Origin of the sequence: Mycoplasmopsis felis (assembly GCF_034647055.2) — a bacterium.
Taxonomy (GTDB): domain Bacteria; phylum Bacillota_I; class Bacilli_A; order Mycoplasmatales; family Metamycoplasmataceae; genus Mycoplasmopsis; species Mycoplasmopsis felis.
Map to the genome: position 1 here is coordinate 739,992 of NZ_CP141047.2, position 19,089 is coordinate 759,080.

The following is a 19,089-nucleotide window of genomic DNA, read 5'->3' on the forward strand; positions in this document are numbered from 1 at the left end:
ATCTATATATGTATACATATATAGAAATTTTTATTTTTTGTTTTGAATACTATGATTACAATGTATAATTATTATATGAAAGTGAATAATTACATAATTGGAAAAAGCAAAAGAGCAAAAGGAATATATATTTTTGCTGGAATTTCTGGTGGTTATGGTGCTGGTACTAAGAAACAAATTGGTTTGGGTTGGTTAGAACAATTAGAACAAATTAATCCTGATGTTATTTCTATTTTAAAAACAAAAGCAAAAGAACTTACAGAAGATATGGAAAAAGATTTCGTTAAACAAGAATTACTAAATTCTATTCAAAATCAAAAAATTACAGTTAATTCAATTAACTATGGAATAGAAGTTATTTATAAATTTATAGACAAACTACAAATCTTTGAATCGATATCAAAAACCAAGCATAAGGATTTAAAATCAATTTTAGAATATTGCATTGCTTCTAGAATAATTAATTCAAATAGTATCATTAGAAATTTTGAAATTAAAGATAACTTTATTAATACAATAAAATCACAAAAAGATGCATTTTATTCTCTTTTAGATGTATTAGTAGAAAATGAAAAAGGTATTTTAAAGAACTTAAACAATAAATTAAGTAAAATTACTAACAGAGAAATTGAACTTGTTTTCTTTGATTCGTCAACTGTTTATTTTGAAACTTTTCAAAGAGATGGATTGAGATTTCCTGGTTATTCAAAAGACGGAAAATTTAAAGAAGACCAAGTTGTTTTGGGTATGGCAACTGATATTAATGGAATACCAATTCATATGAAATTATTCAAAGGAAATACAGCAGATCCAAATACTTTTATCCCTTTTATTTTAGACTTAAAACAAACTTATCAAATTAATAACATAACCATTATTTCTGATAAAGGTATGTCCACAAATAGAAATATTCGTTTTTTAGAAGATTTAGGTATAAATTTTATTATTTCATATAGAGCAAAGTCAGGAAGCGCTGAATTTAAGAACTATATTTTAGATCAAAACGGTTATGTTGGTAATTCTGAATTTAGATATAAAGAAATTGAATATAAGTCATTATGAAACAACAAAAGATTTAACGGGAAAACTAGAAGAAGAATTATTACTTATTCAAAATCAAGAGCAATTAAAGATAGAGAAGATCGTAAAATACTCATAAATAATTTTGAGAAAAGACAAAATAAAGACGGAATTGTTAGAGGTGAACAAATGTTTGCTTCAAAAAAATATAAGTTTTTTAAACAAATAGGTCGTAGTGATTTTGAACTAAATTGTGAAAAAGTCTTAGAAGATAAAAAGTTCGATGGTATTTATGTATATGAAACAAATAGAACTGATTTAACACCACAAGAAGTAGTTCAAATTTACCAAAACCAATGAAGAATTGAAGAAAATTTTAGAACATTAAAAACAGCGTTAAAAGTAAGACCTGTATATGTATGAACCAATTCTCATATTAAAGGTCACTTTATCTTGTGTTATTTATCTTTAGTAATAATTAAGACAATAATTCACTTATTGAATGAGTCATTTAAAAAAGATGCAGGACTTATTGATTTTAAAATAACAACTGATAACTTTATTAAAGCTATATTAACAGCTAACAAAATAGTTAAAAAGGTTGATAACAAAATAATAGAGACATTATTTGAAACAAATGAAAATAACAAAAAAGATTTTCAGAATTATGTATTAATTAAAAAATTCACAGATTTTATACATAGTAAATTAGATATATAAAAAGACGAATTTCCCTATTTCATAGGGTTATTCGTCTTTTTATCTTAATTAACTCAGAAACTCAGGAGGTTTTTATGATGATGAAGGAAATATATATGGTATTCATATAGGTTTAGGTGGATTGTTTTCTGGAGGATTTATTTTAAATTCTCAACGGATGAATTTTATGGGTGAACTTAATGATTATAACGAAAATTCATTTGCATATAAATTGCAAAGAAATAACAGATTGTGACCAAGTAAATATGAATTACCTGATATTTTCACAGAATTTGAAAAACCCTTTGAAAAAGAATAATATAAAAAGTTAATTTTAAAGTTATTTTAAATAAAAAAATTCACTTTTTATATTTTATTATTTGAATTATTAAAAAATGTGTAACATATACATGTTAATTATAGAAAAGGATTATATATAATATGATATTAAAAAAATATTTAAAAAACATCGGGATTATAACTAGTTTAGGAATAGGTATTTCTACAATTTCTTCTTCTTGTTCAGATTATGAAACTAAACAAACAAAAGAAAGACATGCCAAAGAAAAACCTAAGACATCTGAAGACAGAAAAGAAATTCAAAATAGAATTGGAGATATAGATTTCACTGAATATGGTATTGCTAAATTTAGTGGTAATGTAAAAACAAGAACATTATTATTTCCAGCTCAAACAGGTTCAAATAACTTAGATCGTGATGGTGTTTTCCATATTAGTTTACATTTATCTCCTGTAAAAGATGCAACTGGTGATTGAAATGCTTTTGCAGCTGAAGTTATTTCTTCTAATAATAACACACTGGTGAAACCAGTAGTTATTAAAAAAAGTTTGACAACAGCAAAAGAAGGTGCAGAATTTCCGTTGAGATGACAATTTACAGACGAAAACAAGTTAGAAGACGGTAAATCATATACATTTATTTTCTGAAAAACAGATGGAAGTGAAGTTATTGTTTTTTCAAAGAGTAATATTGAAAACAACAAAGATATCTTCCCTGCTAGATTACCTCGTTAAAAAATATAAAAATACACAAGTTCAAGAACTTGTGTATTTTTATTAATAGTGTTTTGGTTTGTTAGTAAAATTAATAGGATCAAATCATTCTGGGTAGTAATAAGATAGCATTCTCATTCTTTCATAAAATGATGTATTACCTAATGGTGTAGTACCATTTCCAAAATATGATTTGGCATGTTGGTCTATAACAAACATTTGGAAAGTTTCTTCAGTTTCTTTATTGTTATCAGGGTTATGTCCACTAACTATATAACCAAGTAAGTTACCTTCATTATCAAATAATGATGTACCAGAAGAACCACCACCTAAGTCAACAGTATTTGTACTATATGAAACTGAATTAGTACTAAATGAACCAGCACGATCACCGCTTTTTTTAGGTAAGTAAAATATATCTGTTAATGGTCTAATTGAACTACCTAAAAGATATTCACGATACCTTTTAGTCGATTGATGTGCAAAGTTAGTTATTCCAGAAGGGAAAGCAGGTGAATCTTTATTATCAGATAAAATAGCAGGAAATGTTGCAATATATGCATTTAAATTAACATAATCATCTAATACAAGTGTTTGATTTGTCGCTTTAATCATTGGAAGTTTAATTCAATTATGAATATATTTAATTACACTCTTTTCTGTATCAGTTAATGTTTGCCCATTTCATCTTCAACCATCTTCGTTATTAATAGCAAAATTTTTAAAAATAAATGAAAAGTCTGCTATAGCATAAACAAGATCAGCTGTTCTATTTTTTAAGTTTCCAGTTAAAGAATTACCTTGATTATCTTTGAATTCATTATTTTCAGGGAAGAAACGTTCATTATTAAAGTTATTTATAATTTCTATGTTTATATCAAAGAAACCAAACCGAAGGTTATTAGAATCAACTATTGGATAAGTATTATTTTGATTATATTGATTTTGATTAATAATCACTGGGACTTTTATGTCAGTGTGTGCTGCTTGTCTTGTAACCCATGGATTGTTTGGATCTCTTTTATAACTTAAAATATTATTATTATCAGCTACGTGTTCATTTGAGGTTATATAAAATCTAAAATCTGTGTCATCGTTTGGTTTAACTTTACCTAACATTAATCATGTTCCGTCTCTAGATTGGAAGGCGAAACTTCTTTGTCTTAAATCTGTGATAACTTTTGATTTATTTTCTTCAAATAATCTAATAGAAGTTTTAGATTCATCTTTTAATTTACTGAATTTACCAAATAAAGGTTCATATGAATTGTTTATATGAACTCAACTTCCTTCTCTATATGAAGCTTTTTCATTTGGCCCTGCAATTAAATTATCTCCAACTGCTTTTTCAGTAAAGTCTAATTCAACATTTGGTGTTTCTTTATAAAAAACATAAAAATCATGATTTCCTAAAAAAGCAGAATTTATCAATGATAAGTTATGGTCGGGTTTAAAATCAAATATTTTAGTGTTTTGCTCATCTTTTGCAATAATTTCTAATTTTAAATCATTATTATTTAATGAAACTTTAAATCTAAACATAGTGTTTAAAATCTTATGATATAAATTACTTGTTTCAAAATCATCATAACCATGAACAACATTAAATACAGAATTGTCTATAGTTCTTGTTTCTTTAATCTTTTTATATGAAACAGGAACCATTACATATGTTTTAGCACTTTGAGAAGTAGTTGCAGAATTACTTAAAACCTTATGTGTAGGATCTAATTCAAAAATAAAATTAAATAAAACATCTTTATCATTTAGATTTTCTAAATTATTAAATTTAGATAAATCTTTTGTGATAGAAGCATTAGTTTGTGTGTCATTTAAAACAGGTTTTTTGTTACTTAATAATTCTCTTCCCACAATACTTTTTAATTTAATTTCTTGATTATTTTCATCAATTAATTTAAAGTTTTTAACTGTGTGTTTATTAAAATCTCTAGCATTTCTGTAATATAATTCGTATTTATAATTAATTCATGAATACATATTCTGAATTGAATAAGGAATGCTATTTTTACTTTCAGAACTTAAAGAAATATTTCTTAAATCGGTAGTAGTTAAATTCTTTTTATTTGTTATTAATTCACTATTTTGCACATTTAAGACACTAGTGTCATTGTCTAACATTTCACTATATAAATCATAGTTAAAGTATTTAACAAAATTGTATTGTTCTGAATTGTTAGTAAAATTAACATTAACATATACATCAGTAGTATATGGTTCTAAAACTTTAACACCTGTTAATTTATATTTAACTCTGTCTATAAAACCTTTTAAAATGAATTTGTTTAATTTATCAAAAGGAACAATAATTTTAGGATTTTTAACATAATAAGAATTATATGTTTCTTGTTTATCTGCAGGAACTTCAGCTTCAAATGTAAATTCAAATCATTTATCTTTTAGATATTCAATATTAGAACTAGTTATATCAAATTTTGAAGATCCATATAAAATTCTTTTTTCTTCATCACCAATAACTTTAAAATCATTTAAAACAACTTCATTGAATGGTAGAGGTTTAATGAATTTATATTTGCTATCTAAATCATAAATACTTTCTTGATTATCTAATAAAGAATGAGTGATTATGTAATTTTTTATATTTGTTTGTAATTGACCCGTTTCAAAAGTTCCACTTTGTCCATTTTTATTTAATGTAATAATTTTTGATCATGGTTGAAGTGGATTGACAGATTTAACTAAAACTTTTAAGTCTTGTTCTTGTGTAACAGATTTATTGAAGTTAACAGTTACTGTATTATTAGATACACTTATTGAATTGATATCAATAAGCCTTGATACACTAGAAGAATTTTTATTAGGAATTTTAGGTTCTAATAAAGTATTGTCAATTACACGATATTTTTTATTGTTTTCTTCATAATAAATACCTAATGATTTAGCATATTGATTTTTTTCTACTTCTGCTTTTATTTGATGAGTAGAATTTCTAGTATTAAATTTAGCATAATCAATTGTTCCGTCTACTTTTTGGTATTTTCAATAAAAAGTAGGAAATGAATTAGAATTATCTTTTGTAAATATTTGAGGATCTAATTTTCATTTTGTGCCTAATGTATTTGCATCTAATAATTCCCAGTTTTTAAAATGCTTAAAGGTAAAGTTATTTGATTTAGTTCCTGTAACTATAGTTTCAAAATAAGTATTAAATGCTTTGTTAAACTTAGGCACTTCTTGATTATTCGATAATAACTTAGTAATTTTAATTGCATCACCCGGAGTAGTTGTTATATTTGCATTAAATTTATTTTCAGTTTTATTTAATGAAACTGTCAAGGTTGTTTTAGTGTTGTTGTCTGATGTTTTTTCATATTCAAGCGTATATGTGTTATTTTGTGGGTTAGGTATTTCTAATTCAACTGTTAATGCAGTATTTTCATTATTAAAACTACCATTTACAACTCTTGGAACTTTTGTATATTGATCTAATGAATCATTTGAATAAGTAATTTTTTTATTACTTGAATTTAAATAATTTTGATAATCTGTTGTTTGAGTTAATACATAATCTTTATTTTGGATGTTAGATGGTTCATCATAATATTTATTTTTACTACTTGAAACAGGATATGCTTGAGTTCTTTGGAATTCACTAGTAGGACTTGCCGATCTTCGTTCTTCAAGGTCATTATCAGTTGTTTTAAAAGTTTTATTTCCAACTAAAGGAACATTTTTATTATTGATTGATAAACCTGAAATATTATATGTTGTATTTCTAGTTAAACCAGAAACAAAAAATAAAACATATGGTTCATTATTATACGAACTAGTAGTATATGTTTGATCATTAATAACTAATGAAAATTTTTTATTATCTTCATCTCCTAATTGATGTTGTGAAAAATTAACCTTAACATATGTTTGTGTATTTTTTGTACCTGTTGTTTCAATAGATGAAACAACAAAGGAATCTTGAGGTTCTTGATTTGTCGTGAAAGTTTTTGTAATATTAGAACTTATAGTTAAATTCTTACCATTAAGAATAATGTTTTTAATTTCATAAGTTGTATTAGGATTTAAATTAACAATATTAAAAGTTTTGGTATTACTACTTGTTAATGTTGAATTACTATATGAAATAGTATTATTATTTGATTTATTAACAAGTTCTAAAATTAAATTATCCGAATTTTCAAAACTTCTATTTAAAATAACATCTATATTAACCTTCTTATGAGTTATATTTCCAAAATTTAAGTTGCTAATATTATCTTCTAATGGAGTTGGCTGATTATTGTTGGGATTATTTCTTGTGGTGTTGAAACTTTTAATTTTTAAATTAGATAAATCAACTATTTCATTGTTAATTTTTAAAGAATTTATTGTATAAGTTGTATTTTCTTGTAAATTATTTAGCTGAATTTCAACTAACTTATCTTGAGTATTAACTCTTGGATTTGTTATTATTGATTTTTCATTATTCTTATTATTAACAAAAATAAATTCAAAATTTGTTGGACTTATATTTTGAAACTTAGAAAAAACCATTTTAACTAATGAAGAATTATGAGTTATATTAGAAACTTGAAAATTATTTATAATATAATTACTTTCTTTTTTAGGTATTGGGGTAGGGGTAGGATTTGGTTGAATAGGATTGGTTGGATTATCATTTGGTGGTAAGATACTACCATTATTATTAGTTAAAGTTGTAAATGATTTATTACCAGAAATATTTGAAAAATCTATTTCATTAGTCCCATCATAAATTTTTTCAAGCACATATGTTGAATTTTCTTGTAAATTATTTAACCTAAATAGCATTGTTTTGCTTTGGTTATCATAATTAGTATAACTTATTAAGTTTGATGAATCATTTAATTTAATGTTTAAATTTGGAACTTGTTCTGTTTTAACGAATAAGAAACCAAGTTCAATTTCTGCAGAATTATGTGTAACATTTGTGATTCTAATACTATTTATTTGATATTTTTTTTCTTCATTTGTATCTGTTATACACGAAGAAACAATGCTTGAAGATAATATTCCAGAACTGCACATCATTAAAATGCTTAATATTTTCTTTTTAGTTTGTTGTTTTATTTTCATAGTTATTCCTTTTTGTATATTTTAATTATATAAAAATTAAAGGTATTTTAAAAAAAACAAAAAACACCAGATTTGGTGTTAATTCTATTTAATTAATTCAATTAATTTTTTTTTAATATCTTGAGCATATTGAATTGGTTTGATATCTGAAATTGGTTTTACTTTTGTTCCATCAATAGATAATGTCTTAATTGATTTAGCACCTAGGAAATTAAATGTTCCTTTTAATCATTCTTTATGATTACCTCATTGATATCAACCTTCTGGAGCTCCTTGAGAAGTTATTAAGATTACACTTAAATTAGTTAATAAACCAATTGCATGACCTTTTTTAGAATATTTATAAGAAAAAGTTTTATCAGCTACACAAATACTATCAATAAAGTTTTTTACAACAACAGGACTTGCAAAATTTACCATTGAACTAGATAAAATTAATAAATCAGTTTCTTTAAGTTTGTTGATTCAAAAATCTGCATCTATTTCATTTCAATAATTAGGAATATTATTTTTTGTTAAATAAGTTTCTGAATGAGTTGTGTTTAAGTCATATCTTTGTACTTCATATTCTTTTGAATTTAAAAGATATTCATCTAAAACATTTAATGTAGCATGAGTATATGAAATATTTGGGTCTTTAACTAAATTACCTTCTAAAATTAATACTTTTTTCATTCTTTCCTTTCTTTTGACTATATAAATTAATTATATTAAAGTAATATAATTATTATGCAAAAATTGTTAAATTTTTAAAGAATTAATTCCATTAATTTGTAAAATATATATTAATTTATAAAAAAAGAGTAAAATACAATTATAAATTACTTTATTTATAAATTAGGAGAAATAATGGCAAAATTTAAACGTATTTTTATGATAGTAACAGATGGTTTGGGAATAGGGCCAGATAGAGATCAAAAACATTTTGGCGATGCAGGAGCAAATACTATTAGATCTGCATCGATGGCAGAAGAATTTAAAATAGATACATGAAAAAAATTAGGAATTGGTAATATTACTGATTTAAACGGAAATTATTATGTTTCTAAACCATTAGCGTATGTTGCTAAAGTTCAAGAAGTTTCAAATGCAAAAGATACATTAGCAGGACACTGAGAGATGATGGGAATTAAAACAATGGTTCCATTCCCTACTTTTTCAGAAAACGGATTTCCTCAAGAATTAATTGATGAATTATCAAAAGCGTTTGATGGAAGACCTATTGTAGGAAATAAATCATCATCAGGAACAGATATAATTAATGAATTAGCTCACGAAGAAAAAGAAAGAGGAGCAATTATTGTTTATACATCTTTAGATTCAGTATTGCAAATATGTGCTCACGAAGAGTGAACAGGTTTAGATAATTTATATAGATATGCTAAAGCAGCAAGAGAAATTTGTTCGTCAAAACCAGAATGAAATGTAGGAAGAATTATTGCTCGTCCATATATAGGAGATTTTGGTAATTTTACAAGAACTTTTAATCGTCATGATTATGCAAATAAACCAAGAGAAATGATTTTAAATAAATTACAAGAACAAGGAATTGAAGTTATTTCAATAGGTAAAATAAATGATATTTTTGTAGGTCAAGGAATTTCAAGGCATATACCAAGCGAAGGTGATGCTCATGGAATGGATTTAACCATTGAACTTGCTCAACAACAAAGTGAAAATCAATTAATTTTTACTAATTTAGTACAATTTGATTCACATTATGGACACCGTAGAAATGTTCACGGTTATGCACAAAATATTGCAGACTTAGATGTTAAATTAGCAAAATTAATTAATGCAATGAACCAAGATGATTTATTAATAATGACTTCAGATCATGGTAATGATCCTTTATATCCAGGATTTAACCATACTAGAGAATTACTACCTGCAACAATTTTTTCAAAATCATTTAAAAATCCAAAAGTATTACCAAACTTTAATGGTTTAGGAACTTTAGGAAACATAGTTGCAAGAAACTTTGGAGCAGAAGTAGTTTTAGAAACAGGTGATGATATCTTTGACAAATTAGTATAATTCAAAACTAGGTATACCTAGTTTTTTCTATTAAAAATAAATTTACATAATTTTGTTTTTTTATTATAATATATAAGCAATACATAAAGACAGTAACGGCTAAGCTTAATAATGTTACCAAGTGTATGACTTATTTTCTTGTATTGCAAATAATTTTGAAAGGAGGCTAAAATGTCAGAATCAAAATTCAAATTAGCTAAAAGAGAAGTTGTTCAAGAAATAACAGCAAAAATTAAAAATTCTCAAGCAATTGCTTTTGCTGAATATCGTGGTTTAACTGTTTCTGAATTAGAATTATTTAGAAATGAAGCAAGTAAATTAGGATTAGAAGTTAAAGTTTACAAAAACCGTTTATTTAAACTAGCAGCTCAAGCAACAGGTTTTGCTGATTTAGATGAATATTTAGTAGGACCGAACATATTTGTTTTTTCTAATCAAGATGGAATGTCTGCTGCTAAATTATTAGCATCATTTGCTAAAAAACATAAACTAATGGTTATTAAAGCTGGAACATTTGAAGGTAAAGTTATTGATACACAAGGTGTAAAAGATGTTGCTACACTTCCTACATATGAAGAAGCACTTACAATACTTGCACGTTCAATGATGTCTCCACTACAACAACTTGGTTTATCTCTTAAAATGTATAGTGAAGGTAAATCAGAATAATTAACTATAAAAATAAAATAAGAAAGGAAGAATTAAATTATGTCAAAATTAACAAAAGAAACATTTATTGAATCATTAAAAGAAATGTCAATTAAAGAAGTTATGGAACTTGTAGAAGCAATGAAAGAAGCATTTGGAATTGACCCGATGGCTGCTATGGCAGTTGCTGCTGCTCCTGCAGAAGCCGGATCAGAGGAAAAAACAAGTTTCAAAGTTGTTTTAAAATCAGATGGTGGAAAGAAAATCCCAGTTATTAAAGCTGTTCAAGCTGTATTAGGACTTGACTTAATGGGAGCCAAAAAAATAGTTGATGCTTTACCTGCTACAATTAAAGAAAACGTCAAAGCAGAAGAAGCAGAACAAATTAAAGCTGATTTAGTAGCAGCTGGTGCTGAAGTTTCAGTTGAATAATTTCTAAATAGATGCTTTTTGCATCTATTTTTTTATAAATTTTATAAAATTATTATAAGAGGAAATTATGAAAAAAATTAAATTGATAAATATTTTACTTAGTTTAAGTATAAGTCCTATTGCTTTTGTTGTTTCATGTAAACAAACAAACTCAGAACAAACACCAAGTAATGATAATACAACTAAGGTAATGAATCCAGAAAAAACTCCTGAAGCAGAACTTGAAATAGAAGTTAATCAAGCAAATGATTTAGATTTATTTGGTATTGAAAAAGGTAACAACATAATTGATTTAATTTCAAATGAATTATTAAGTAATTCAATTAAAAACGAAAGTGTTTTTATATTTGATCGCGTAGGTAAAAAAGTTTTAATTCAACCTAAAGGAACAGTTCGTGTGGATTGAAAAAACTTAGGTAATAGAAGTGAACTAGATGTTTTTTCAACCAATCTATCATTAAGCTCATATCAATTAGCAAATGCTAAAAATCCCACATATATAAATGAAAGAAATCAACAGAGAATAAGTTCGTTTATTGATTATGAAATTATGGGAGATTTTATTGAATTTGAATATAAAATTGCTTTATTTGATAAGGGTAATATATCACTTTCTAATTTAACATTTAAATCTAAATTTGATTTAAAAACTGGAGCAAAACAAACAATTAAAGTTAAATACAAAGTTAAAAATCAAGAACAAGAAACAACAATTAAATCATCTGTTACAACTCACATAAATCCTTCTTCTGTAAATGAATCAAATTATGTTTATGATGCAAATAACAACTACTATGCTAGTGCTAATGGTTTATATGGTCTAGATTTATGGAAAGAATTAAACAAAATTCAAAAATCTAAAAGACATTCAATTAAATCTTATAATGATTTACCTACTTTTTATAATAATTCTAGTGCTTTTAAAGATAATTATTATGAAAAAGATGGTTCTATTTTAGATATTTATTCAGAAAATCCTGAAGGAAACGACCCTTATATATATACAACTTATAAAGGAGGTGATGGAAGAAATGAAGGTTCTGGTACTAATAGAGAACATGTTATTCCACAATCTTGATTTAGTAAAGTTGAACCACTAAGAAATGATCCGACATTTGTATGACCTTCTGATATTAAAGTGAACGCAGTTAGAGCAAACTTTCCTCATGATGATGTAACAAATATTACATCTACATCGCAAAATGGTTCAAAAAGTGGGACTAATTCTTTAGGGGAAAAAGTCTTTGAAGTTATTGATGCATTTAAAGGAGATATAGCAAGAGCATATCTATATTTTGCATCAAGCTATTTTGATAAAAATATTAGTAATGGAAATTCTATTTTAACTGATGTATTTCCAAATATTAAAGAACATTACTTATTAACATATCTTAATTGAAATTCAAAAGACCCAGTTGATATGTTTGATATAAACAGAAATAATGAAACATTTAAAGAAACAACTATAAGAAATCCTTTTATTGATTATCCTAATTTAGCATCAAGTTTATTTGGTCAAAATCCAAAACCTTTTGAAAATAAAGGTGTTTTAATTAATATGCAATAAAGTTGAAAATAGCAATTTTATTGCATATTTTTTGATATTGTATCTGTTTAAAAACGTTATTTTCAAAATGATTGCAAATAGTATAAGTTTTTAATAAAAAAATGTATAATAAACATAATTCTATATATATATATCGAGGTTATTGTGAAAAAGAAATTTAAATTATTAAGTCTATTAAGCGTTTCAACTTTTTTATTTTCAATAAGTTGTAGTTATCCAGAACCAAAAGTTTCTGAACATAAAAAAATAGATGGTCAAGCAAAACAAGATACCAAACCATTGCTAAGTGATATAAAAGATTCAGATGAATTAATAACAACAGATAATTTACATATTTATGATTTAACCTTTAATTTAATTAAAGGTTAAAAAAGATACATTGATTTTGTAAAAGAACTACCAACATATTTTTCAGGTATATCTGGAAATACAAATGTTATTTATTTTAATGATTTTGAATGAGATGATGATTTGCAAGAAAATGATTTCATTTTTAATGATTTAGTTTTAACTGGAGTTTCTAAATCAAATAGAGACATAAAAGTTAATATATTTATTAAAACTCATATAAAAGAACCAAATACCTTAGAATTAAAATCAGGCAGAACTAATAATAATAGTAATTTATCAGATTATTTTGATTTAGATAAAATAGCATACCAAGAAAAATTATGAGGTTTATTTGATTCTGATATAAGAACCAATAATAGATGAGATACATGAGCATTTATGAGTGTTCCTTTAAACGATACTGATGAAAAAAAGAGACAACTTGTATTCAAGTTCACAGAAGAAAAAGAAATTTCACTAATTAAATTATGATTTTGAACTGGTTCACCATCAGGACACAATTTACCCAATTCTTTCACAGTAGAATATTCAAATGATGGTGTTGATTATATACCTGTGAAAAATCAAGATAAAGTTTCACCAAGTGACTTTTCTCCTAATCAAAATTTAGGCCAGTCAGAAAGTAATGTTTCTGAAGCAAAAGAAATTAATTTTTCTCCTGTTAAAACAAGATTTTTAAAATTAAAATGAGATCCAAGTAAAAGAAGAGATAATAATCGAGAAGTCTGAAATTTAATCGGATTAACTGAACTAGAGTTTTGAGGTCCAGATGGACAAGTTCGTGAATTATTCTTAAGTAATGATAATGCATTATTAGAATTTAATTATGATGGTAAAGACTATACAAATTCATTTAACGAAAAAAATGAATTAACAATAATTGACAATGATTTATCTGTTAATTCTATAGAAAAAATAATAACAAAAAGTTCAAGGGGTGCTTTATCAAATAAATTGAAATTAATGTCTCAAACAACACAAAAAGACAAAGTTATTTCACAAGTTTATAAATTATTTATTACTTCTCAAAAAGGACAAACACAAACATATACAATTACCATAAAGTTAGGAAAATAAAATGAAAAACAAAAAGAAAATTATCATAGGTAGTTCCGTAGCAGGGGGATCTATCTTAGGTGCAATTATTATAGGTTCAAGTGTAGGTAGTTATGTATCAAATAAAAATTATTATAATGACAAAACAAACCAAAATAAGCAAAATGAAACATTAAAAGAACTTTTATCTGATTTGCATAAAAATCCACAATATACACAGGTAATTGATGCTGTTTTATTAGAATTCGAATCTAAACCATATAAAAATGCATTAGAAAAAGGGAATAACTTAGATGAAATTTATAAAGTATTTTCTGAATTAAAAAAAACAGATGATACAGATTTTGAAAAATTAAACGATTTCTTTCCTTCTTCAATAAGTAAACCTAATACAATAGATGTTATTACAAAAATTTATAATAAAGGACAAGGTAATAATTCTATCATTCAAGCACTTTTGGAACCAGAAGTTAGTCAAGAATTAACAGAAGTTAAAAATGAAATTACAAAAATAAGTAATGAAAACAAATTAATTAATCAAAAAACAGAGAACTTAATTCAATTATTTAATTTACATAACTTTACTGTTAATGATTTATATATAAATATTAAAAATAATTTCAAGCAGTTTTTAGAAATTGAATTAAATACTAACTTAACAGAAGAATTAATTCAAGAATATGAAAATAATTTAAGCAAATCAAATAATATTTTAAAAACATTAAATATAGATAATGAAAATAATGTTTCTGTTGTTATTGATAATATAGTAAATAATTTATCAATTCAAGAAGAAAATAAAAAAACATTAAAAGAGAATTTATTTTTAGTTTTATCTTCATTTTATAAATTAAATGAAACAATTCGAGATAAAGAAATAAAAGTATTGAACAATGAATTAAAAGCAAAATTAAATGAATTTAATGTTATATTAAGTCAAAACGAACAAATTAATTCATTTGTGTTAGTTCCTTATATCAAACAGTTACAACAAAAAATTGAAACTTATAAATCAATAGATGAAAATAAATATAATGAACTAATTAATCAATTACAAAATATTAATAATTTTGATTTATTTAATGAATTACAAAATCAAGTTGATGCATTATTAAATAATTTTAGAAACCAAAAAGAAGATTTAAAAAATGTTTTAGCTAATACAAAGATTTCAGTAGAATTCAAAAACAATAAATTAAAAGAAATAACTGAATTAAAAACTTTATCAAATGTTAATGAGTACAAAAATCAATTAAATTTAATCAACCAAAAAACTAATCAGATTGTAAACAAAATAAAAGATATAAAAAATCTAATTAATAATAAATCAATTAGCGGCCAATCAGAGTATGATTTTTATGAACTGCTAAGTTCAAATCTAAATTTATATAATAATTTAAATGATGAATTAAAAACAATAGATTCTAATATCTTAGATACTTTTTATAATTCTTTAAATTCATTAAATATTTCTACTTCAAATAATCAATCATTACAAGAAATATTTGTTCAAAAAACAACTGAATACTTTAATACAATTAAAACTCAATTGAAAAATAATTATAATACAACAGGTATAACGGAAGGAAATGACGGGTTTTTATCTGTTGGTTCTATTAACTATAATAACGCTAAAATTTTATTAAAAGAATTAGATAACAACAGTTTTGATTTTGAAATATCAAAATTAGCATTAGATGATTCTAAAAAAAATTTAATAATAACATATCAAATAACAAGTAAATTTAATCCTAATTTAAAAACAGAATTACAAACTACAATAGATTATGGAACTGATAACAATCAAGTTGTTGAGAAATTTAACTCACTAAATGAATATAATAATGCTGATTCATTAATTGATATTAATTATTTTGAATTATCAAAACTGACTTATGAAGAATTTCAAAATAAGTTTGATTTAAATAAAACAAATCAAACTTATAAAACTTTAGGGATTTTTGCTAATGTAATAAATAAAGAAAATGGTGAAATTGAATATGAAACAGAAAAAAGTAATTTATTCTTTAAAAAATCTAAGTATATAAAAAGTTATTTTACATATCAATTAAAAGAAATACCAACATTTGAAAATAATAAATTAAACTTTAAAATTGATATTTATTTTAATGACCAAGTTTTAAAAACACTTAGCCTATCTTCACAAAATAATGTAAACTTTCAAACAAGTACAGAACAATCATTAGATGATGCAATAGACAAACAAAAAATTATCGAAATTTTAAATGCAGGAAGAAATGGTCTTTATGAAAATTGATCAGTAAAAAGAGGAATTAAAAAAACTCATACTGACTACTATGTAAAAGATGTAATTAAAGCATTAAATGATATTTATATAATGCCTAAGCACGGAAGATATGAAATTAAACCATATGAAGTAGTGGAAGCAAGGAATATTGAATCTTCACAATGAGGTGGATTAGCTAAAGTTTTCTTCTGATATCAAGAAGATGGTCAATGAGCAGAATTGCCAAGTGATAGAAATAAATATACATATAATATTGATCACTTTAAACATGTTAGATATGATGATTATGTAGAACCAAAAAATGGTGTTAAATTAACAGAAGCAGATTTTGTTGGGTTCCAGAGAATTGATGATAATTTAATAAATCAAGTTAATAGTTTAAATTCAGCTGATTTTACTTTTAGAAAAGCTGCAGGTAAAGCAGAAAATAATAGTAATACAACTGCTTATAGAGTTTTCAATCCATCTGCAGTATTAGAACAAAATGCAGAATTAAAAATTAATTATATTTTTAGGTTGCTTAAAAATAATCAAAAACAAAATAATAACACTCCACATGTAGCTGACAAAAATTATGATAATGATTGATATGTTCCATTAAATGTTGGTCATTTATTAAATAATGTAGATAATCCAAGTGATATACAATGATCTAGTGCAAATAATGATACTATTGAAAATAGACTATTTTATTATTTTTATGATGTTAAATTAAAAGGTAAAAGAGGAATTTCTTATAAACTTGGTTTTATTGATAAAAAAGATTCGAATAAAAGATATACAAATCCAAATAAAATATTTTACGCATATAACTTAGTTAATGATTATGAACAAGTTTTATATCCGAATATTATTTTGAATAATATTAAACTTAGTGATTTAAAAATAAATACTGAATTATTAAAAAATAAAAAAGCATCATATTTCAAAAATAATCTAAATGAACTAAATGAAATAATTGCTTTAAAACAAGAAGATGAATTTATAAGTTATAAAAATTATGAAATACCAAAAAATAGATTTTCAATTATAGATATTACTAAAGGTAATGAAAATTATGCATTTGTTAGATTTGGTTTCAAAGATAATAATGATAACATAGTTAAAGGACATAATTGATATAGAATTTCTGGTTTTGATTCAGATGAATCTATATTAGAATTTAGGAATCTAGACCATGGAACAGATTTATTAAAAACTACTTATTTATCAACTAATGAAGTATTTAGAAGTAGAATATTAGAACCTTATTGAAAAGATTTATTATGAAATAAGGATTCTGATTACCAAGCATCATGAACACTAAAAAAACAATACCTAGAACATACATTTCTAAAACCAAATACAAGAAATAGAACAATTGATTTTTCATTTTTTATTACTCCACTAATATTTGATAATAACAAGGATAATAGACAAAAACAAGAACGTTATGCTATTAAATATAAATTAGATTTTGAAAAACTGTTTGTAGAAAAATTAATTAGTTGAGAATCTAATTTTGAATTTACAGATAATAACCAAAAAACAACCATTCCATACCGTTTTATTTTTAAATGAGATGATATTAAAGGATTAACAATTGAATTTCTTTCATTAGATTCTACTTATAAATTATTAATAGATATATCAACACAGCAACAAAGAAAAGAAAACAAAACTTTTGATAATGATCGTGCAATCATTGTATCACCTGCATCAGCTAAAATGATTATTAACTATGTTAATGAAACAGAAGATGAAGGAACATTTGGTCTAAACTATGAAACTAATTTATATGATTATAATAAAGTAGATTTTGGACAACCACAAGAACCAATGATTTTATATAATGATGGTAAAATATTAGGTGATTATTCATTTTACAATCCAAACCAAAACGTTCCTTGAAAACATAATCAAGGTTATAAACCAGATCGTCAATGAATTAGAACAGAATGAGGAGTTGATGATAATTGAACATTAATTAAAAATGTTAAAAAGCGTGCTATTAGATATACAACAGGTTCATTAGGTTCAGGTTCTTTAATAGGTAAAGTAAGTGATGATCCAACAGATTATAGATTTTACATCCTAACAAATCATCATGTTGAAAGTAGGATTAATAATTTATCTCACTTTAATGAAAATAATTTAGTTAAAGACTTAGGTGGTGGTGTGGGAATGAGATTACCATTAAATATTTATAAAAACGAAATACATGAAGGTAATCCATATACAAATTATGGTGGTGCAGATGAACACCATGTTACTGCAACATGAATTCCTGGTGCTAAAGCAATTTGAACAGGAATTACAGGTACTGATTTTAAAACAAGAACAGGTGAAACAGGTTCAAAAATTGATGCAACAATAACTGTTGTAGATTTAAAAGAATCTCTAAAACAAGCTAATTTAAGAGCTAAAGGAGATATGATACGCTTTATTGATGATATTTATAATTCAGAAAACGTAAAATTTGATATTAGTTATTCTGCATCTCAAATATGAGTACCAGCTTTAAAAGATATTGCACATACTGGATTCCCTGGTTGAGGTGGATTGACTGGTTATGTAAATCATCGTCCAGAAGTAGGAGTTAGCGAAACAGTAATTAGGCAATTTCCAAATTATTCACCAATGAAGTTTGGTGGAGGTAATTCAGGTACTTCTTTCTTTATAGGAGATGATTCATTGATTTCTTTATGACATTCAGGAGCAAATGGAGCTTGAAGTACTGGAACTCATATGGAAACAGAAAGAATTAGTTATATGGGCGTAAATCATAATAATGAAAATCCATTAGAATTAAAAAATTCTGGTTCTTTTGGTAATGTATTATTCAAAGCAAGTCTAAAAAACCCAGGTGAGTTTAGTATGCCATGGTTTTACAAACCAATTTTAAATAATAAATAATATATATATATAT

At 24.6% G+C, this 19,089-nt stretch carries 12 protein-coding genes; 10 read left to right on the top strand and 2 right to left on the bottom strand.

Features of this window, described 5'->3' with window-relative positions; all coding sequences use genetic code 4:
* Positions 1-75: 75 nt before the first annotated feature.
* The 3 genes from RRG59_RS03225 to RRG59_RS03235 all read left to right on the top strand — a co-directional run bounded on the left by RRG59_RS03225 (position 76) and on the right by RRG59_RS03235 (position 2,754).
* The gene (locus tag RRG59_RS03225) at positions 76-1,740 is read left to right on the top strand and encodes an IS1634 family transposase (protein WP_322901920.1); all 1,665 of its coding nucleotides are present in this window, start codon (positions 76-78) and stop codon (positions 1,738-1,740) included.
* 166 nt (positions 1,741-1,906) lie between these two features.
* Complete coding sequence (locus tag RRG59_RS03230; protein WP_322902119.1) at positions 1,907-2,038, top strand: hypothetical protein; 132 nt, start codon at positions 1,907-1,909, stop codon at positions 2,036-2,038.
* A 122-nt stretch (positions 2,039-2,160) separates the two neighbouring features.
* A complete protein-coding gene (locus RRG59_RS03235) occupies positions 2,161-2,754 on the top strand; it encodes a hypothetical protein (protein ID WP_322902121.1) in 594 nt (197 codons plus the stop codon).
* Positions 2,755-2,796: 42 nt separating this feature from the next.
* On the opposite strand, the gene RRG59_RS03240 is transcribed toward RRG59_RS03235, so the two are convergent.
* Both RRG59_RS03240 and RRG59_RS03245 read right to left on the bottom strand, forming a co-directional pair.
* Positions 2,797-7,821, bottom strand: a complete 5,025-nt coding sequence (locus tag RRG59_RS03240; RefSeq protein WP_322902123.1) for a DUF1410 domain-containing protein — start codon at positions 7,819-7,821, stop codon at positions 2,797-2,799.
* 84 nt (positions 7,822-7,905) lie between these two features.
* Positions 7,906-8,496 carry an FMN-dependent NADH-azoreductase gene (locus RRG59_RS03245; RefSeq protein ID WP_322902125.1) on the bottom strand — a complete coding sequence of 197 codons (591 nt, stop codon included), beginning with the start codon at positions 8,494-8,496 and terminating at the stop codon, positions 7,906-7,908.
* Positions 8,497-8,670: 174 nt separating this feature from the next.
* On the opposite strand from RRG59_RS03245, the gene RRG59_RS03250 reads away from it, so the two are divergent.
* The 7 genes from RRG59_RS03250 (at position 8,671) to RRG59_RS03280 (ending at position 19,076) form a co-directional block, all read left to right on the top strand.
* On the top strand, positions 8,671-9,858 hold the full coding sequence (locus tag RRG59_RS03250) for a phosphopentomutase (RefSeq protein WP_322900853.1): 1,188 nt from the start codon (positions 8,671-8,673) through the stop codon (positions 9,856-9,858).
* A gap of 171 nt (positions 9,859-10,029) precedes the next feature.
* Positions 10,030-10,527 carry a 50S ribosomal protein L10 gene (gene rplJ / locus RRG59_RS03255; protein WP_322902126.1) on the top strand — a complete coding sequence of 166 codons (498 nt, stop codon included), beginning with the start codon at positions 10,030-10,032 and terminating at the stop codon, positions 10,525-10,527.
* A 39-nt stretch (positions 10,528-10,566) separates the two neighbouring features.
* Positions 10,567-10,938 (top strand): 50S ribosomal protein L7/L12, encoded by a 372-nt coding sequence (gene rplL / locus RRG59_RS03260; RefSeq protein WP_036430050.1) that lies wholly within the window; start codon positions 10,567-10,569, stop codon positions 10,936-10,938.
* Between the two features lie 67 nt (positions 10,939-11,005).
* Entirely contained in the window at positions 11,006-12,505 is a 1,500-nt protein-coding gene (locus RRG59_RS03265; protein ID WP_322902129.1) for an endonuclease, read from the top strand.
* A 144-nt stretch (positions 12,506-12,649) separates the two neighbouring features.
* A complete protein-coding gene (locus RRG59_RS03270) occupies positions 12,650-12,874 on the top strand; it encodes a hypothetical protein (RefSeq protein ID WP_322902131.1) in 225 nt (74 codons plus the stop codon).
* 102 nt (positions 12,875-12,976) lie between these two features.
* Entirely contained in the window at positions 12,977-13,933 is a 957-nt protein-coding gene (locus tag RRG59_RS03275) for a hypothetical protein (protein ID WP_322902133.1), read from the top strand.
* Between the two features lies 1 nt (position 13,934).
* On the top strand, positions 13,935-19,076 hold the full coding sequence (locus tag RRG59_RS03280; RefSeq protein WP_322902134.1) for an MGA_1079 family surface serine endopeptidase: 5,142 nt from the start codon (positions 13,935-13,937) through the stop codon (positions 19,074-19,076).
* Positions 19,077-19,089: the final 13 nt, after the last annotated feature.